The sequence below is a fragment of the Streptomyces sp. NPDC059582 genome (assembly GCF_042735715.1).
Lineage (GTDB): Bacteria > Actinomycetota > Actinomycetes > Streptomycetales > Streptomycetaceae > Streptomyces.
Window position 1 is genome coordinate 74,079 of the sequence record NZ_JBHWCC010000001.1, and the last position, 17,854, is coordinate 91,932.

Annotated in this window: 18 protein-coding genes; 5 read left to right on the plus strand and 13 right to left on the minus strand. The window is 71.8% G+C overall.

The genetic code is table 11. The features are described 5' to 3' along the window. The first annotated feature begins 43 nt into the window (after positions 1–43). Positions 44–1,399 carry a dipeptidase gene (locus ACFV0T_RS00350; protein ID WP_385772770.1) on the plus strand — a complete coding sequence of 452 codons (1,356 nt, stop codon included), beginning with the start codon at positions 44–46 and terminating at the stop codon, positions 1,397–1,399. Positions 1,400–1,506: 107 nt separating this feature from the next. Here ACFV0T_RS00350 and ACFV0T_RS00355 read toward each other — a convergent pair whose 3' ends face one another. From ACFV0T_RS00355 to ACFV0T_RS00365, 3 genes are all read right to left on the minus strand, one after another. After that, positions 1,507–2,550 (minus strand): NUDIX domain-containing protein, encoded by a 1,044-nt coding sequence (locus ACFV0T_RS00355; RefSeq protein ID WP_385772772.1) that lies wholly within the window; start codon positions 2,548–2,550, stop codon positions 1,507–1,509. A gap of 176 nt (positions 2,551–2,726) precedes the next feature. Beyond that, positions 2,727–2,921, minus strand: coding sequence for a hypothetical protein (locus ACFV0T_RS00360; RefSeq protein ID WP_385772774.1), 195 nt, complete (start codon positions 2,919–2,921; stop codon positions 2,727–2,729). Positions 2,922–3,271: 350 nt separating this feature from the next. Next, positions 3,272–4,228 carry an ROK family protein gene (locus ACFV0T_RS00365; protein ID WP_385772776.1) on the minus strand — a complete coding sequence of 319 codons (957 nt, stop codon included), beginning with the start codon at positions 4,226–4,228 and terminating at the stop codon, positions 3,272–3,274. 170 nt (positions 4,229–4,398) lie between these two features. Here ACFV0T_RS00365 and ACFV0T_RS00370 point away from each other — a divergent pair, with 170 nt between their 5' ends. Both ACFV0T_RS00370 and ACFV0T_RS00375 read left to right on the plus strand, forming a co-directional pair. Further along, positions 4,399–5,463 carry a LacI family DNA-binding transcriptional regulator gene (locus tag ACFV0T_RS00370; protein WP_385772778.1) on the plus strand — a complete coding sequence of 355 codons (1,065 nt, stop codon included), beginning with the start codon at positions 4,399–4,401 and terminating at the stop codon, positions 5,461–5,463. Positions 5,464–5,470: 7 nt separating this feature from the next. Then, entirely contained in the window at positions 5,471–6,262 is a 792-nt protein-coding gene (locus ACFV0T_RS00375) for a hypothetical protein (protein ID WP_385772780.1), read from the plus strand. A 121-nt stretch (positions 6,263–6,383) separates the two neighbouring features. Here ACFV0T_RS00375 and ACFV0T_RS00380 read toward each other — a convergent pair whose 3' ends face one another. Then, the gene (locus ACFV0T_RS00380; RefSeq protein WP_385772782.1) at positions 6,384–7,688 is read right to left on the minus strand and encodes a DUF6986 family protein; all 1,305 of its coding nucleotides are present in this window, start codon (positions 7,686–7,688) and stop codon (positions 6,384–6,386) included. A 182-nt stretch (positions 7,689–7,870) separates the two neighbouring features. On the opposite strand from ACFV0T_RS00380, the gene ACFV0T_RS00385 reads away from it, so the two are divergent. Further along, a complete protein-coding gene (locus ACFV0T_RS00385) occupies positions 7,871–8,794 on the plus strand; it encodes an endonuclease/exonuclease/phosphatase family protein (protein ID WP_385772784.1) in 924 nt (307 codons plus the stop codon). 76 nt (positions 8,795–8,870) lie between these two features. Here ACFV0T_RS00385 and ACFV0T_RS00390 read toward each other — a convergent pair whose 3' ends face one another. The 4 genes from ACFV0T_RS00390 to ACFV0T_RS00405 all read right to left on the minus strand — a co-directional run bounded on the left by ACFV0T_RS00390 (position 8,871) and on the right by ACFV0T_RS00405 (position 11,971). Further along, complete coding sequence (locus ACFV0T_RS00390; RefSeq protein WP_385772786.1) at positions 8,871–9,833, minus strand: electron transfer flavoprotein subunit alpha/FixB family protein; 963 nt, start codon at positions 9,831–9,833, stop codon at positions 8,871–8,873. 52 nt (positions 9,834–9,885) lie between these two features. Next, on the minus strand, positions 9,886–10,674 hold the full coding sequence (locus ACFV0T_RS00395; RefSeq protein ID WP_385772788.1) for an electron transfer flavoprotein subunit beta/FixA family protein: 789 nt from the start codon (positions 10,672–10,674) through the stop codon (positions 9,886–9,888). Positions 10,675–10,893: 219 nt separating this feature from the next. Then, positions 10,894–11,403 carry a flavin reductase family protein gene (locus ACFV0T_RS00400; RefSeq protein ID WP_385772790.1) on the minus strand — a complete coding sequence of 170 codons (510 nt, stop codon included), beginning with the start codon at positions 11,401–11,403 and terminating at the stop codon, positions 10,894–10,896. 202 nt (positions 11,404–11,605) lie between these two features. Then, positions 11,606–11,971, minus strand: coding sequence for a thioredoxin family protein (locus ACFV0T_RS00405; protein ID WP_385772792.1), 366 nt, complete (start codon positions 11,969–11,971; stop codon positions 11,606–11,608). Positions 11,972–12,350: 379 nt separating this feature from the next. Between ACFV0T_RS00405 and ACFV0T_RS00410 the strand changes: the two genes are divergently transcribed. Continuing rightward, positions 12,351–13,079 carry a lysophospholipid acyltransferase family protein gene (locus ACFV0T_RS00410; protein ID WP_385772794.1) on the plus strand — a complete coding sequence of 243 codons (729 nt, stop codon included), beginning with the start codon at positions 12,351–12,353 and terminating at the stop codon, positions 13,077–13,079. Positions 13,080–13,179: 100 nt separating this feature from the next. Here ACFV0T_RS00410 and ACFV0T_RS00415 read toward each other — a convergent pair whose 3' ends face one another. The 5 genes from ACFV0T_RS00415 to ACFV0T_RS00435 all read right to left on the minus strand — a co-directional run bounded on the left by ACFV0T_RS00415 (position 13,180) and on the right by ACFV0T_RS00435 (position 17,810). Next, on the minus strand, positions 13,180–13,875 hold the full coding sequence (locus ACFV0T_RS00415) for a B3/4 domain-containing protein (RefSeq protein WP_385772796.1): 696 nt from the start codon (positions 13,873–13,875) through the stop codon (positions 13,180–13,182). Positions 13,876–13,883: 8 nt separating this feature from the next. Continuing rightward, positions 13,884–14,474, minus strand: a complete 591-nt coding sequence (locus ACFV0T_RS00420; RefSeq protein WP_385772798.1) for a transglutaminase domain-containing protein — start codon at positions 14,472–14,474, stop codon at positions 13,884–13,886. A gap of 83 nt (positions 14,475–14,557) precedes the next feature. Further along, positions 14,558–15,628: a threonine aldolase family protein gene (locus ACFV0T_RS00425; protein WP_385772800.1), complete on the minus strand. Its 1,071-nt coding sequence runs from the start codon at positions 15,626–15,628 to the stop codon at positions 14,558–14,560. After that, the gene (locus ACFV0T_RS00430) at positions 15,625–16,371 is read right to left on the minus strand and encodes an SDR family NAD(P)-dependent oxidoreductase (RefSeq protein ID WP_385773411.1); all 747 of its coding nucleotides are present in this window, start codon (positions 16,369–16,371) and stop codon (positions 15,625–15,627) included. Before ACFV0T_RS00430 ends, ACFV0T_RS00425 begins: the two co-directional genes overlap by 4 nt. Before the next feature lie 41 nt (positions 16,372–16,412). Then, entirely contained in the window at positions 16,413–17,810 is a 1,398-nt protein-coding gene (locus ACFV0T_RS00435) for a DUF6421 family protein (protein WP_385772802.1), read from the minus strand. Positions 17,811–17,854: the final 44 nt, after the last annotated feature.

The following is a 17,854-nucleotide window of genomic DNA, read 5'->3' on the forward strand; positions in this document are numbered from 1 at the left end:
CCGTACTCACACGTACAACGTCGCACCCACGAGGAGCGTGCCCATGTCGTCGAATCCGGTCGCCGAGACCGTCGCCTCGCTGATGCCCAGGGCGAAGGCGGAGCTCACCGAGCTGGTGGCCTTCAAGTCGGTGGCGGACTTCGACCAGTTCCCCAGGAGCGAGAGCGAGGGTGCCGCGAACTGGGTCGCCGAGGCCCTGCGCGCCGAGGGCTTCACGGACGTGGCCCTGCTCGACACCCCCGACGGGACGCAGTCGGTGTACGGGTACTTGCCCGGCCCGGAGGGCGCCAAGACCGTCCTCCTCTACGCCCACTACGACGTGCAGCCGCCGCTGGACGAGGCCGCGTGGACCACCCCGCCGTTCGAGCTGACCGAGCGCGACGGCCGCTGGTACGGCCGCGGTGCCGCCGACTGCAAGGGCGGCGTGATCATGCACCTGCTCGCGCTGCGCGCGCTGAAGGCGAACGGCGGCGTCCCGGTACACGTCAAGGTGATCGCCGAGGGCTCCGAGGAGATGGGCACGGGCGGCCTGGAGCGGTACGCCGAGGAGCACCCGGATCTGCTGGCGGCGGACACCGTCGTGATCGGCGACGCGGGCAACTTCCGCGTCGGCCTGCCGACCGTCACCTCCACCCTGCGCGGCATGACCCTGGTCCGGGTACAGGTCGACACGCTCGCGGGCAACCTGCACTCCGGCCAGTTCGGCGGGGCCGCGCCCGACGCGCTGGCCGCGCTGATCCGCGTACTGGACTCGTTGCGCGCCGAGGACGGTTCGACGACCGTCGACGGGCTCGCCCCCGCGTCCCGGTGGGACGGGCTCCAGTACGACGAGGAGCAGTTCCGCAAGGACGCCAAGGTGCTCGACGGCGTCGGCCTCATCGGCACCGGCACGGTGGCCGACCGCATCTGGGCCCGCCCGGCCGTCACGGTCCTGGGCATCGACTGCCCGCCGGTCGTCGGCGCGACCCCGTCGGTCCAGGCGGGCGCCCGGGCGCTGGTGAGCCTTCGGGTGCCGCCGGGCGTCGACGCGGTCGAGGCGACGAAGCTGCTCCAGGCCCACCTGGAGGCGCACACGCCGTGGGGTGCGCGGGTGCGCACGGAACAGATCGGTCAGGGGCAGGCGTTCAGCGCCGACACGACGAGCCCGGCGTACGCGGCGATGGCCGAGGCGATGGCGGTGGCGTACCCGGGGCAGGAGATGCAGTACGCCGGCCAGGGCGGCTCCATCCCCCTGTGCAACACGCTGGCGTCCCTCTACCCGAGCGCGGAGATCCTCCTCATCGGCCTGAGCGAGCCGGAGGCGCAGATCCACGCCGTGAACGAGAGCGTGTCCCCCGAGGAACTGGAGCGGCTGTCGGTGGCGGAGGCCCTGTTCCTGCGCAACTACGCGGCCGGCTGAACCGTTTCGCCCGCAGCGCAGGCGCCACGGGACACAACGCACTGAGCACTGAGCACGGGGGCTCGTACGGTTCGCCTCGGCGACGAACGTACGAGCCCCGTGAGGTCTCAGCCGCCGACGGGTGTCCCCGCCTCCAGATACAGCGCCGCCCCGCGTTCCTTCGCGCGCAGGGCCCAGCGCAGCCGTTCGTGTCGGACGGGCGGAAGCAGGTCGGCGGCCTCCTGTTCGGTGACGAAACGCCAATCGCGCAGTTCGGGTCCGGGCAGCAGCAGCCCCGCGGCCCGGTCCGCGTCGAGACGGCCGCCGTCGAAGAGGAGGCGCAGGCCGCCGAAGCCGGGCGGTACCGGCCGCTCCCAGTCGACGACGAGGAGGCGGGGCAGGTCGTCGAGCCGTATCCCGGTCTCCTCCGCCACCTCGCGCACCCCCGCCCGCGCGGGTGCCTCGCCGGGTTCGACGACACCGCCGGGGAACTCCCAGCCGGCCTTGTAGGTCGGGTCGACGAGCAGCACCCGGTCCTCCTCGTCGAAGAGCAGCACCCCGGCGGCGACCGTCTCGGCCGTGGGTTCCGGTGTCTGCACGATGTCGCAGGTGGCAACGGCACCGCTGCCGACGGCCTCGGCGATCCGGGCGGCCGTCTCGTACGGGGTGAGGGCACTGGTGTCGACGAGGTGGGCGTCGGCGGTGAGCCAGCCGGCGAGGGCGATGCGGTAGGGCTCGATGTGGTCGTAGGACCACTGGCGTACCCGCATCTCCCCGTCGGGAAGGTCAGGCGGGACCTCCCGGGCGGCGATGCGGTCGCGCAGGATCGTTTCCGCCGGGGCCAGGAGGACATGGCGTACGGCGATCCGGCGAGCGGCGAGGCCGCCGAAGATCTCGTCGCGGTACTCCTGGCGCAGCAGGGTCGTCGGGACCACCAGGGTGCCGCCGAGCTCGGCGAGCATTGCGGCCGCGGTGTCGATCACGAGCCGTCGCCAGATCGGCAGGTCCTGGAAGTCGCCGACCTCGGCGAGGTGTTTGGTCGGCAGCAGGTGCGTGAGTGCCGCGCCGATGACCTCGGGGTCGAAGAGCGTGCTGTTCGGGATCAGTTCGATCAGTTCCCGTGCGGTTGTGGTCTTCCCCGCACCGAACGCACCGTTGATCCAGACGATCACGGTTCCCCCTCTTCTGTTGGCCCCCTGTGGCTTGCCCGCTCCACCCTGCCACGGAAACCAGCTCCAGTTGAGGGTGCGCGTGCGGAGGCCCGGAGCCCCGGTGCGGGGGCTCCGGCACCGTGTGCCGCAGCGGGGCCGATCCGCAGGAGCGGCCCCCCGGCCGCCCGCCGCGGCCGTCAGTCGTTGTGGCCGAGGGCGTTCTCGCCGGCCTCCAGGCTGTCACCGGCGATGGTGTGATCGAGGGTGCTGACGGAGTCCCCCACGTTCAGGTCCCCCAGGTCGTCGGCGCCCGCCCCGTGGGACGGGGTGATCGCGGCGACGACGAACCCGGTGGCGAGGGAGGCGATGGCAAGCATGCTGCGCTTCTTCATGCCCGGCTCAACTAGGCAAGGGGGTACGGGGTCACGCCCGCACCCCGGACGGGCGCACTCCGGGGATGCCATGCTCGCGTCCCGGGGCCACGACGAGAACGGCACGGGCTGACCCTCGGACGCCACGGGAACCGCACGGCCTCACCCTCGGGACACCACTGCAACCGCACGGCCTCACCCTCCGGGACGCCACGAGCGCGGCGCAGCTCAGGGACGCCGCCGGGGACCCCACGAGCGCACCTCACGACTGCCACCCGGACACCTCGGGCGCACCTCGGGCACGCCCGGGCACCCCACGAGGACCGACCCGCCCGTCCCCGCGTGAACGTTCCTGCGGTCGGCCGGGGCCTTCAGACGCCCGCCGCCGCCGTGCCCGCCATCCCCGCGAGCGCCGCCGCGGCCGCGCCGACCAGGCCCGCGTCCGTGCCCATCTGGGCCGGGGCCACGGTCAGGCGCTGGACGAAGGAGAGGGTCGCGTAGTCGCCGAGGGCCTTGCGCAGCGGTGCGAAGAGCACGTCCCCCGCCTTGCCCACGCCCCCGCCCACGACGGCGATGTCGATCTCGACAAGCGTGGCGGTGGCCGCGATCCCGGCGGCCAGCGCCTGCGCGGCCCGTGCGAAGGAGGCGATGGCGACGGGGTCCCCGGCCCGGGCCGCGGCGGCCACCGCGGCGGCGGAGGTGTCACCGTCGGGCCCCGGGCACCAGCCGTTCTCCAGGGCGCGGCGGGCGATGTTGGGCCCGCTGGCGATGCGCTCGACGCACCCGCGCGCACCGCACGGGCACGCGTCGCCGTCGAGGTCCACGCTGATGTGACCGATGTGGCCCGCGTTGCCGGTAGGGCCGGAGTGGAGCTGGCCGTTGAGGACCAGACCGCCGCCGACACCGGTGGAGACCACCATGCACAGCGCGTTGGCGTGACCGCGGGCCGCGCCCTGCCAGTGCTCGGCCGCCGTGATCGCCACGCCGTCGCCGATGAGCTCGACGGGCAGGTGGTCCCCGGCCTTCGCCCGGACCCGCTCCACGAGCGGGAAGTCGCGCCAACCGGGTACGTTCACCGGGCTGACCGTGCCGGTCGAGGCGTCCACCGGGCCCGCGCTGCCGATGCCGATGGCGTGCGCGCGCTCCCACAGCGGCGCCGCCCTCAGCTCGCCGAGCACCTCCTCGACGGCCCGCATCACGGTGTCGCCGTCCTCCTGCGAGGGCGTCGGGCGCTGCGCGCGCACCAGGATCGCGCCGTGGCCGTCGACCAGAGCTCCGGCGATCTTGGTGCCGCCGATGTCGAGCGCGGCCACGAGGTCGGTGTGCATCAGTGTGGGATCTCCCCGTCAACCATGGGAAAAGGGCTCGCCGGTCCAACGGTTGGGGGACGTGGGCCGGAGATTGCGGTGGACAGTCTCTCCCGCACCTGACAACGTTGTCCAGGCCCTATGCTCGACGCCACATCCTCATACATGCCCATGGACCGACGCATTCCCCCGTGGCCGACAGGACAGGACATCGCACCGTGCCCGACACGCCCCGCCGATCCGAGAACCGCTACGGCAATCGTCCCACCATGAAGGACGTGGCCGCACGAGCGGGGGTCGGGCTCAAGACGGTCTCCCGTGTCGTCAACGGCGAGCAGGGCGTCACCCCGGAGACGGAACGCCGGGTCCAGGAGGCGATCGACTCCCTGGGCTTCCGGCGCAACGACAGCGCGCGGGTGCTGCGCAAGGGGCGCACCGCGAGCATCGGCCTGGTCCTGGAGGATCTCGCCGACCCGTTCTACGGCCCGCTCAGCCGCGCGGTGGAGGAGGTGGCCCGTGCGCACGGCGCCCTGCTGATCAACGGCTCCAGCGCGGAGGACCCCGACCGCGAGCAGGAACTCGCGCTGGCGCTGTGCGCGCGCCGGGTGGACGGGCTGGTCGTCATTCCGGCGGGCGACGACCACCGTTATCTGGAGCAGGAGATCCGGGCGGGTGTCGCCCTGGTCTTCGTGGACCGCCCGGCCGGGAAGATCGACGCCGACGTCGTGCTGTCCGACAACTTCGGCGGTGCCCGCGACGGCGTCGCCCACCTGATCGCCCACGGACACCGCCGGATCGGCTTCATCGGCGACATGCCCCGCATCCACACGGCCGCCGAGCGGCTGCGCGGCTACCGGGCCGCCATGGAGGACGCCGGCATACCGGTCGAGGACTCCTGGATGTCCCTGGGCATCACCGACCCGCTGCGGGTGCGCAAGGCGGCCGAGGAGATGCTGCGCGGCCCCTCCGCCGTCACCGCGGTCCTCACGGGCAACAACCGGGTGACCGTCACCGTGATCCGGGTGCTCGCCGAGCAGACGCGCCAGGTGGCCCTCGTCGGGTTCGACGACATCGAGCTCGCCGACCTGCTCCACCCCGGCCTCACCGTGGTCGCCCAGGACGCGGCCGCGCTCGGCCGTACGGCCGCCGAGCGCCTCTTCCGCCAGCTGGACGGCTCCCTGATCGTCCCGGACCGGATCGAGCTGCCGACCCGGCTGATCGCCCGCGGCTCGGGCGAGCTGCCGCCGTCGGACTGAGCGGCCCGTGGACGACCGTACGCTCGAGGCCCTGGGACTGGCCGAGGCGCCGCGCGACCATCCGCTGGCCTATCCCGGTGCGTGGCCCGCGGCCTCGGGGCTCCTTGACGGTGACCGTCTGCTGCCCCTGGACCGGCTCACCCACGACGACCGCACCCCGGTGCTGTCCGTCGGCTCCAACGCCTGCCCGGCGCAACTCCGCCACAAGATGGCGGAGTTCGGCATCACCTCGCCCGTCCCGATGGTGCGCACGCGGGTCACGGGTGTCGGCGTGGGCGTGTCCGCGCATGTCAGCCGCATGGGGTACGTCTCCGCGTCGCCGTTCGACGCGCCGGGTGCCGTACGGGAGTTGTTCGTCATCTGGCTGGACGCCGAGCAGCTGGCCGTCGTCGACGCGAGCGAGGGGGTGCCGGTGCCGGGCGGCAACTACGACCGCGCGTGGCTGCCCCGGGCCGAGGTGCGCATCGAGCTGGAGACGGGCGAGTCGCTGCCCGGCGCCCACGTCTACGTCAACCGTCACGGCGTCCTGCACGACGGCGCCGGCGCCCCTCGCGAGCACCCCGGCCAGCGGGCGCTGATCAACGAACTCCTGCTGGAGTCGGCCCGGTTGCGCGAACTGTTCGGCGGCACGGCCGAGGACTTCTGCGCGCGGGCCCGCGCCGACGCCGGGCTGTGCGCGCGGGGCACCTGGCTGCTCGCGAAGGAGCGGCGGGTGACCGCGTCGGGTCTGGAGAGGTTCGTAGGCGCGCGGCAGGACGGCCGGCCGGGAACCGGCGCGTCACCGCTGCCCTCGTCGTAGAGGCCGTCCGCCGGCCCGCGCGACCTTGTCGCGGACGTCGTCGACGGACCCGCACGACCGCGTCGTAGCGGTCGCCTGCGGGCCCGAGCGCCGGTGCCGCGACCGGTCCCCCGCCGCTTGCCTACTTGGCGGACGCCGTCAGGTCGCCCCGCCCCGGTGCCGCGAAGCCGTCCAGCTCGGCCCGGGTGAGCCCGGTCGCGCCGGTCACCTCGGCGAGGTCCAGCGCGCCGCAGTCGAGGCCGCGCAGCAGGTAGCCGCTGAGGGCCTTGGCGGTCGCGGGCTCGTCCATCACGTCGCCGCCGGCCCGGTTGGCGTAGCGGGCGAGCCGGGCCGCCGCCTGCGCGAGACCCTCCCGGTAGAAGGCGAAGACGGCCGCGTAGCGGGTGGGGAGGTGCCCGGGGTGCATGTCCCAGCCCTGGTAGTAGGCGCGGGCCAGGGCACGCCGGGTGAGGCCGTAATGCAGCCGCCAGGCGTCGTGGACCTGCTCGGTCGGCCCGACCGGGAGCACGTTGGTGGAGCCGTCCGAGACGCGGACGCCCGTGCCCGCCGCAGCGACCTGCATGACCGCCTTGGCGTGGTCGGCGGCCGGGTGGTCGCTCGCCTGGTACGCGGCGGAGACGCCGAGACAGGCGCTGTAGTCGAAGGTGCCGTAGTGCAGGCCGGTGGCGCGGCCCTCGGCCGCCCGGATCATGCGGGCGACGGTGGCGGTGCCGTCGGCGGCGAGGATGGACTGGCTCGTCTCGATCTGGATCTCGAAGCCGATCCGGCCGGGCTCGACGCCGCGCGCCTTCTCGAAGGCCTCCAGGAGCCGCACCATGGCGGTGACCTGCTCGGGGTACGTGACCTTGGGCAGGGTCAGCACGAGCCCGTCGGGCAGTCCCCCGGCCTCCGCCAGGCCGGTGAGGAAGATGTCGAGGGTGCGGATGCCCCGGTCGCGCACGGCGGCCTCCAGGCACTTCATGCGGATGCCCATGTACGGGGCGGCCGTGCCGTCGGCGTACGCCGCGGCGACCAGCCGGGCCGCGCGGGCGGCCGTCTCGTCCTCCTCCGCGTCCGGGCGGGGGCCGTAGCCGTCCTCGAAGTCGACGCGCAGGTCCTCGATCGGCTCGCGCTCCAGCTTGGCTCGTACGCGCGTGTACACGGGCTCGGCGAGGTCGTCGCCGAGGCCGAGGACGGCGGCGAGGGAGGCCGCGTCGGGAGCGTGTTCGTCGAGGGCGGCCAGCGCCCGGTCGCCCCAGGAGCGGATCGTGTCGGCCGCGAAGACGTCACCGGGGACGTAGACCGTGTGCACGGGCCGCCGGGTGCCGGGGTCCCCCGGGTAGCTGCGTTCCAGCTCGGCGTCGACCGGCGCGAGGGAGGCACTGATCTCCTCGCTGACCGCGCCCGCGAGGCTCGTCGTCACCTGCTCCTGCCGGCCCTGACCCATCCCACAGCCTCCATTTTCCGCACTACGGAATCAACAATCCGTTGAATGAAGCTATCCGTCGTTCTTGCCGCGGGTCAACACCCTGTCCATGGCCTGGCCCCTCGCGAATCACCGCGCCCCTGCGCCCCTCTTCCGCACAGGCGATCTCCCCTTCATCCTGACTCCCAAGGGGAGGGGATCACATGGCGAGCACCAAAGGGCCCACGCGGCGGGCGGGGCTGAGAACCATCGTGGCCGCCGTGGCCGCCGTGCCGCTGCTCGGGACGGTACGGGCCTCCGAGGCGCGGGACGAGGACGAGAGCCCCGCGCCCGTGCCGCAGCCGCCGCCCGTCCCCCCGCTGGACGTCATGACCTTCAACCTCCGCGTCGCCGGCACCGGCGAGCCCAACAGCTGGGCGGACCGGCGCCCGGTGATGCGCGCGCTGCTGGGCAAGGCGGCCCCGCACATCATCGGCACCCAGGAGGGACAGCTCCCCCAGTTGAGCGACATCGGTGCGGACCTCGGGCCGCACTACGCCTGGCTCGGCACCCCCGGAGGCGGCCGCGAGGAGTCGGTGGCCGTCTTCTACGACACCCGTCGGCTCGCCCCGGTCGAGCACGCCACCTTCCGGCTGTCCGACACCCCCGACGTGCCCGGCTCCGACACCTGGGGCGCCGCCTACCCGCGCCTGGTCACGCGGGTCCGCTTCCGCGACCTGCTGGCCGCGGGGCGGCAGTTCCACGTGCTCAACACCCACCTCGACCACCGGAGCGAGTACGCACGCGCGCGTGGCGCCGCGCTCATCGCCGAGCGTGTCACCGCCCTCGGCCGCTCCCTGCCGGTCCTGCTCACCGGCGACTTCAACGCCGTCGCCCACGACAGCACGGCCTACGACACCCTGCTGGGCGCCGGCCTCGTCGACACCTGGGACACCGCGCGGTGGAACGGCCCCGCCTACGGGACGTTCCACGCGTACGGCGCGCTGACGCCGGACGGCGACCGCATCGACTGGATCCTGGCGACACCGGATGTGACGGTCCACCAGGCGTCGGTCGACACGTTCTGGGTCGACGGCCAGTACCCGAGCGACCACCTGCCGGTGCTGGCCTCGCTGAGCCTGGGCTGAGCCCGGCCCGGCCCGGAACGGGCGGAGGCCCCCGTGACCGGTGCGGTCACGAGGGCCTCGTACAGCCGGACGGTGATCAGCCCTTGCGGGTCTTGACCTCGTCGGTGAGCTGCGGGACGACGTCGAACAGATCGCCGACGACGCCGTAGTCGACCAGGTCGAAGATCGGGGCCTCGGGGTCCTTGTTGATGGCCACGATCGTCTTCGAGGTCTGCATACCGGCGCGGTGCTGGATCGCGCCGGAGATGCCGTTGGCGATGTACAGCTGCGGCGAGACGGACTTGCCGGTCTGGCCGACCTGGTTGGTGTGCGGGTACCAGCCCGCGTCCACCGCGGCACGCGAGGCGCCGACGGCGGCACCGAGCGAGTCGGCGAGCGCCTCGATGATCGAGAAGTTCTCGGCGCCGTTCACGCCACGGCCGCCGGAGACCACGATCGCGGCCTCGGTCAGCTCCGGGCGGCCCGTCGACTCACGCGGCGTGCGGCCGGTGACCTTGGTGCCGGTGGCCTTGTCGGAGAAGGAGACGGACAGCGCCTCGACCGTGCCGGCGGCCGGGGCGGCCTCGACGGCGGCCGAGTTCGGCTTGACCGTGATGACCGGGGTGCCCGTGGCGACCCGGGTCTTGGTGGTGAAGGACGCGGCGAACACCGACTGCGTGGCCACCGGGCCCTCGTCGCCGGCCTCCAGGTCGACGGCGTCGGTGATGATGCCGGAACCGATGCGCAGCGCCAGACGGGCGGCGATCTCCTTGCCCTCGGCGGAGGACGGCACCAGGACGGCGGCCGGGGAGACGGCCTCGTAGGCGGCCTGGAGCGCCTCCACCTTCGGTACGACGAGGTAGTCGGCGTACTCGGCGGCGTCGTGCGTGAGGACCTTCACCGCGCCGTGCTCGGCGAGCGCGGCGGCGGTGTTCTCGGCACCGGCGCCCAGGGCGACGGCGACGGGCTCGCCGATGCGGCGGGCGAGCGTCAGCAGCTCCAGGGTGGGCTTGCGGACGGCACCGTCCACGTGGTCGACGTAGACGAGGACTTCAGCCATGGGATTGCTCTCCTGCGTGGATGAGTTGAGGGGCGGTCAGCGACTGCGGGCCTCAGATGAACTTCTGGCCCGCGAGGAACTCGGCGAGCTGCTTGCCGCCCTCGCCCTCGTCCTTGACGATCGTGCCGGCGGTGCGCGCGGGGCGCGCGGCCGCGGCGTCGACCTTCGTCCAGGCACCGTCGAGACCGACCTCGTCGGCCTCGATCTCCAGGTCGGACAGGTCCCAGGCCTCCACCGGCTTCTTCTTGGCCGCCATGATGCCCTTGAAGGACGGGTAACGCGCCTCACCCGACTGGTCGGTGACCGACACGACGGCCGGCAGGGCGGCCTCGAGCTGCTCGGAGGCGGCGTCTCCGTCCCGGCGGCCCTTGACGGTGCCGTCCTCGACCGACACCTCGGACAGCAGGGTGACCTGCGGGACACCCAGACGCTCGGCCAGCAGCGCCGGGACCACACCGGCGGTGCCGTCGGTGGAGGCCATGCCGGAGATGACCAGGTCGAAGCCGGCCTTCTCGATGGCCTTGGCCAGCACCAGGGAGGTGCCGATGACGTCCGTGCCGTGCAGGTCGTCGTCCTCGACGTGGATCGCCTTGTCGGCGCCCATCGACAGCGCCTTGCGCAGCGCGTCCTTGGCGTCCTCCGGGCCCACCGTCAGAACGGTGATCTCCACGTCGTCGTCCGAGTTCTCGGAGATCTGCAGCGCCTGCTCGACCGCGTACTCGTCGAGCTCGGAGAGCAGACCGTCCACGTCGTCCCGGTCGACGGTCAGGTCATCGGCGAAGTGCCGGTCGCCAGTGGCGTCGGGCACGTACTTCACAGTGACAACGATCCTCAAGCTCACGCCGGCTCTCCTACTGCATCGTCTCTTTTTCGGCTGCCTACTTGCAGGCAGCATAGGCGCCCCAAGCGGCCGATCCCGGTCGGAGCGGCCCGCGCTCCGAGCGAAATATTACTCGTCAGTACACCCAGTTCATTCCCGCTAAGCAAGCGCTTTGAACTGTGACCTGTGCAACGCAGCGTAATCGGAATTCGACGGCTCCGCAGGGGCACCCCCACGTGATCAGTCACGCAGTGCGTTGAACCGGCCCTGGTGATAGACGAGCGGACGGCCGGGCCCCGTGGAATCACCGAGGACGACCTCGCCCAGGACGATGCGGTGGTCGCCCGCGGGCACCCGGGTGACGACCCGGCACACCAGCCACGCGGAGACGTCGTCGAGGACGGGGATGCCTTCGGGCCCGTCTCGCCAGGTCGTCGGGGGACCGAACCGGTCGGCGCCGCTGCGCGCGAAGGTGGCGGCCAGCTCCTGCTGGTGCTCCCCGAGTATGTGCACGCCGACGTGGGCGGCCGCGGATATCGCCGGCCAACTGGAGGCGCCGGTGTTGATGCCGAAGGAGAGCAGCGGGGGTTCGGCGGAGACCGAGGTGAGGGAGGTGGCGGTGAAGCCGACCGGACCGGCGTCGCCGCGGGCGGTGATCACGGCCACACCCGCCGCGTGCCGCCGGAAGACGGAGCGCAGCAGGTCGGGCGAGGCGATCCGGGGGGTACCGACACCGGGCATGGCCTTCATGGGGATGTCCTTCTGCGGGCGGGGACGAGCGGGGCCGTGACTGCTCAACCGCCCGGACAGCGCGCGCTCGCGGTGCGGGCGAGGTCGACGTGGACCCGCCCGAAGAGAAGGAGTTCCGTAGGCATACGGTCAGGCTGACGATAGGTGGTACGCGCAGTCAAGTGCGTCCCGGCATATGGGAGATGCCTCACCGTACGCCGCCTCACCCGGCGACCGCCGCCCCGAGCGCCGCGATGACGTCCGCTTTGCGCGGTTGGCCGGCGGCCCGCCGCACGACCCGACCGGCCGCGTCGAGGACCAGTACGGTCGGGGTCTTGAGGATGTCGAGTTCACGGACGAGGTCCAGGTGGGCCTCCGCGTCGATCTCGACGTGGGCCACGCCCGGGACCAGTCGGGCGACCTCGTCGAGGACCCGTCGGGTGGCCCGGCAGGGCGCGCAGAAGGCGCTGGAGAACTGCACGAGCGTGGCACGCTCACCGAGTTCACCGCCCAACCGGTCGGCGCCGAGCCGCCTTTCGTCGTCACGCCCGCGCACGCACACTCCCTCACCCCGCCGCCGACGCGGCACTCGTACTCCACATATCCGGTCCTCCTTCGCACAGCACCCGTGCGGCCGCGAAGATTCCCGGGAGCCGGCGGCCAGGCGGGTACGGCAGGTCGAGGAGACCCACAGGCCGCCTTCTTCCGCGCGCCGTTGGGGTACCGCCCGGCTTGCGAGTTGTACCTTCTCGTCCGACACGTCACGATCCACGTGTAGTAAAGGCAGATTAAAAGCGCAGGTGGATCATGCGGCCGACGTGACGAGGATCTCGCCGGACCCGGGCACCAGGACTGGCTCCCCGGCCGTTCTTCGGGCACGATCTGCGGGATGCCGTAAACCTACGGCTGCGTAAGTTTGCCGCTGGGAGATCCCTTCCCAGACAGAGAAGGAAGGGTCCACTCCGTCCATGGCTGAACTGGTCTACCGTCCCGTCGTCGGTCTCGCGCGCACCCTGTTCAAGGCGTGGGACCTCAAGATCGACTGCAAGGGGTCGGAGAACATCCCGCGCTCGGGCGGCGCCGTGCTGGTGAGCAATCACATCAGCTATCTGGACTTCATCTTCGACGGTCTGGCCGCGCTCCCGCAGAAACGTCTCGTTCGCTTCATGGCGAAGGAGGCGGTCTTCCGGCACAAGATCTCCGGTCCGTTGATGCGCGGCATGAAGCACATTCCGGTGGACCGCAAGCAGGGTGACGCGGCGTACGCGCACGCCCTGGACTCGCTGAAGTCCGGTGAGATCGTGGGGGTCTTCCCGGAGGCCACGATCTCACAGTCGTTCACCCTCAAGAGCTTCAAGTCGGGTGCCGCCCGGCTGGCTCAGGAGGCGGGCGTCCCGCTGATCCCGATGGCGGTGTGGGGCACGCAGCGGCTGTGGACCAAGGGCCAGCCGCGCAACTTCAAGCGCAGCCACACCCCGATCACCATCCGCGTCGGCGAGCCGGTGGAGGCTCCCCGCGACCAGTACGCGGGCGCCATCACCCGTCGGCTGCGCGAGCGGGTCCAGGAGCTGCTGGAGGCCGCCCAGCGCGCCTATCCGGTACGCCCCAAGGGCCCCGAGGACACCTGGTGGATGCCGGCGCACCTGGGCGGCACGGCGCCGACACCGGAAGAGGTCAAGGCGGCCGAGGCCCGCTGAGGCCCGGCCGGCCCGGGTCCCACGGGCTCGGGCGGTGCGGGGTCGAGTTCCTTGCCGGGTACGCCATACGGCGGGGCGGCCGTCGTCGGGACGGCCGTGCTCACTCACCCGCCCGACGGACGGCGATCCGCGCCCCCGGGCTGAACTTCTCCAGCAGTTCGACGAGTTCGGCCGCGGCGGCCTCCACGCCGGGGAACGGCATCGGGGCCATGCCCTCCAGCAGGAAGATGCCCGAGGTCGTCGTCCCGGTGAGCCGCGTGCGCGGGCCCTGGCGCCAGTTCCAGCGCCGGCAGGTCACCCCCGCCTCGTCACACCACACCACCTCGCCGGCGTCGGGGTGTTCCACGGCCTGCGCACCGCCGGCGACGGTCACGAAGTCCTCGTCACCGACGGCGCGCACGAGGCGCATCCCGCCCTGGACGTGGTCGATGTCCTCGCCCCCGACGGGGATGAGGTGGGCGACGCTGACAGCGTTGTAGAGGTCGACGAGCAGGTTGATACGCGGCAGCCCCGCTTCCGATAGCGCCCTTCTGGCCAGCGCCTCCGCCGAGTTGCGGGTGCGGGACGGCTTCGACCCGAACGCCGTGTAGACCTCCCGCCAGGCGACCATGTGCGGGTCCTCGTGCGGCGCGCGTCCCTCCAGCCGGGCGGCGAGCCGACGGGCCGCGTCGTCGAGGAGTGCCGCACTGCCGTCCGTACTGGGCCCGTTGAGAAGTCCGTGGGCCTCGACGGCGAGGGGCGTGAAGCCGGGCGCGAGGGCGCGCACCTCGTCGGACACGGTCAGGGAGAGGGTCATCGCCTGCCTCAGAGTGCGGTGGGGAGCGTCTTCCAGAGATGCGGCCGGTCGGGGGCGGCCCGCAGGGCGCTCAGCACGACCGGGTGGGGTTCAGCGTACAGGACCGGATAGTCCACCTCATTGGACTCCCGATCGGCTGTGAAGGCCAGGCGCTCGCCATGGAGGGAGAACCGGGCGTCCACACCCGGCTTGTTGCCGCGCGGGTCCTGCCGGTGCCAGGTCCCGCCGAACCGTACGGCGACCAGTCCGTGCACCACGTACCCGCCGTCGTCGTCCGCCAGCCGCTGGTAGCAGAGCGCCGTCGGGATGCCCTCGGCCCGCAGCAGCGCGGCCAGCGCGTGGGCCTTGGCGTAGCAGATGCCGGTGCCCTGCTCCAGGACGTCGGAGGCACGCCAGGTGACCCGCGGATCGCCGGAATCCTGCGAGTGCGGGACGGTGTCGCGGACGAACTCGAACGCGGCCCGCGCATAGCCATACGGGTCCGCGACAGCGCGGGCGAGGCGGCCGACTGTCGCCCGTACGCGCGGATGGTGATGATCGATGACCTCGTCGGCGGCCAAGTACGCGGCAAGGTCGGGGGTTTCCTGGATCAGCTCCATGACGGCAGAGCATAGGAATGCGACCACCCGGGCGTCAATGACTTTCCAGATGATCGCATATCTATGCGAGATGGCGTGCTGAGCTAGCGCGCCATCTCCTCCTTCAGGGCCGCGACGAACGCGTCCACGTCCTCCTCGGTCGTGTCGAACGCGCACATCCAGCGCACGTCGCCGGCCGCCTCGTCCCAGAAGTAGAAGCGGAAGCGCTTCTGGAGGCGCTCGCTCACGTCGTGCGGCAGCCGGGCGAAGACGCCGTTGGCCTGCACCGGGTGAAGGATCTCCACACCGTGCACGGCGCGGACGCCCTCGGCCAGCCGCTGGGCCATCTCGTTGGCGTGGCGGGCGTTGCGCAGCCACAGGTCCTTGGCGAGCAGGGCCTCCAACTGCACCGACACGAAACGCATCTTGGACGCGAGCTGCATGGACAGCTTGCGCAGGTGCTTCATGTGGCTGACGGCGTCCGGGGCGAGGACGACCACCGCCTCGCCGAACAGGGCGCCGTTCTTCGTCCCGCCCAGGGACAGGATGTCGACGCCGACCGCGTTGGTGAACGTCCGCATGGGCACGTCGAGCGACGCGGCCGCGTTGGCTATCCGGGAGCCGTCCAGGTGGACCCGCATGCCGTGCGCGTGCGCGTGGTCGCAGATCGCGCGGATCTCGTCGGGGGTGTAGAGGGTGCCCAGCTCGGTACTCTGGGTGATCGACACGACCTGCGGCATCGCCCGGTGCTCGTCGTCCCAGCCGTACGCCTGCCGGTCGATCAGCTCGGGCGTGAGCTTGCCGTCCGGCGTCGGCACGGTGAGCAGCTTCAGGCCGCCCATCCGCTCCGGGGCGCCGCCCTCGTCGACGTTGATGTGCGCGCTCTCGGCGCAGATCACCGCTCCCCAGCGGTCGGTGACCGCCTGGAGCGCGACGACGTTCGCGCCGGTTCCGTTGAAGACGGGGAACGCCTCCGCCGAGGCCCCGAAGTGGCTGCGGATGATCCGCTGGAGGTTCTCGGTGTAGTCGTCCTCGCCGTACGCGACCTGGTGGCCGCCGTTGGCCACGGCCAGGGCGGCCATCACCTCCGGGTGGGCTCCGGCGTAGTTGTCACTGGCGAAACCGCGGATCTCCGGGTCGTGATGGCGGCGTGCGTCGGTCTTCGGAGGGTTCACGGCTTCTCGGTCAGCCACAGACGTTGTCCGTTCACTTCGGCGGCGGGCTTGCTCCAGACGTCGACGATGGCCTCGGCCAGGTCCTTGACGTCCGTGAAGCCCGCGAACTTCGCGTTGGGTCGCTCGGCGCGCATCGCGTCGTGCACCAGTGCCTTCACGACCAGGATGGCAGCAGCGGACGTCGGCCCGCTCTCGCCCCCCGCCTTGTGGAAGTAGTCGGCCAGCGCGAGTGTCCACGCCTCGGCGGCGGCCTTGGCGGCGGCGTAGGCGGCGTTGCCCGCGGTCGGGTTGCTCGCGCCCGCCGCGCTGATCAGGACGTACCGGCCGCGCTCGCTGCGCTGCAACGCCTCGTGGAAGGCGAGGGAGGTGTGCTGCACGGTACGGATGAGCAGCATCTCCAGCAGGTCCCAGTCGTGGAGATTCGTCTTGGCGAAGGTCTCGCTGCCGCGCCAGCCGCCGACGAGGTGGACCACGCCGTCGACGCGCCCGAAGTCCTTCTCGACGTGCAGGGCCCAGTCACGGGTCGACTCGAGGTCGAGCAGGTCGACCGTCTCACCGACGACGGTGGCCCCGCCGTGCCCGTAGCGGGCCTCGTCCACGGCCTCCGCCAGGCGCTCGGGGTCGTTGTCCGCGCCGATGACGGTCGCACCCGCGTCGGCGAGTCGGACCATGGCGGCCCGTCCGGCCGGTCCGCCCGCTCCGGCCACCGCGATCACAGCTCCGCTGAGAACCCCGTTCCCCACCATGTGCGCCTCCTGAGCAGTGTTCTCGGTATCGCGGTCGCTCACGCGGCGGCCCGGTCGGCGCCGTCCGCCGTGATGCCCCTGGTGGAGGCGATCACGTTCTTCAGCTTCTTGGACAGTGCCTCATAGAACATGCTCAGCGGAAACTCGTCCGGAAGCACGTCGTCCACGAGCCGGCGCGGCGGCTGGGACAGATCCAGGGCGTCCGGACCCTTGGCCCACTTGGACCCCGGGTGCGGGGCGAGGTAGGTGGAGACCAGCTCGTAGCCGGCGAACCAGTGCACCAGCTTCGGGCGGTCGATGCCGTCGCGGTACAGCTGCTCGATGTCGGCGCACAGCTGGTTGGTGACCTGCGGGGCGCGCTGCCAGTCGATGTGCAGCTTGTTGTCGGTCCAGCGGACGACGTCGTGCTTGTGCAGGTAGGCGAAGAGCAGCTGGCCGCCGAGGCCGTCGTAGTTGCGCACGCGCTCGCCGGTGACCGGGAAGCGGAACATCCGGTCGAACAGCACCGCGTACTGCACGTCACGGGCCTGCGGGACGCCGTCGGCCTCCAGCTTCACGGCCTCCTTGAAGGCGGTGAGGTCGCAGCGCAGCTCCTCCAGGCCGTACATCCAGAACGGCTGGCGCTGCTTGATCATGAACGGGTCGAAGGGCAGGTCGCCGTGGCTGTGGGTGCGGTCGTGGACCATGTCCCACAGGACGAAGGCCTCCTCGGAGCGCTTCTGGTCGTGGACCATCGCGGCGATGTCCGCGGGCAGCTCCAAGCCGAGTATGCCGACGGCGGCGTCGGTGACCCGGCGGAAGCGGGCGGCCTCGCGGTCGCAGAAGATACCGCCCCAGCTGAAGCGCTCGGGCGCCTCGCGTACGGCGATCGTCTCGGGGAAGAGGACGGCGGAGTTGGTGTCGTAGCCGGCCGTGAAGTCCTCGAACGTGATGCCGCAGAAGAGCGGGTTGTCGTAGCGGGTGCGTTCCAGCTCGGCCAGCCAGTCGGGCCAGACCATGCGCAGCACGACGGCCTCGAGGTTGCGGTCGGGGTTGCCGTTCTGGGTGTACATCGGGAAGACGACCAGGTGCTGGAGGCCGTCCTCGCGGTGCGCGGCCGGCTGGAAGGCCAGCAGCGAGTCGAGGAAGTCCGGCACCCGGAAGCCGCCGTCCGCCCAGCGACGCAGGTCCTTGGCGAGCGCCTCGTGGTACGCCACGTCGTGCGGCAGCAGCGGCGAGAGCTCCTCGACGGCGTCGACGACACGCCGGACGGCGAGTTCCACGACCGTCTGGCCGGGGGCGCCCTCGGCGTCGAAATCGATCGATCCGTCCTTCGACTGCCATGGCCGGATCTGCTCCACGGCATCCTTGAGCACGGGCCACGCCGGGTGCTCAACCACCCTGCTCACGGGAGGAACCCGCTCCTCCGTACCCACCTGCACAAGAATTTCCGTCATGTCCCATCCTCCACGGGAGAACCTCGCGTATGAAGACCGTATAC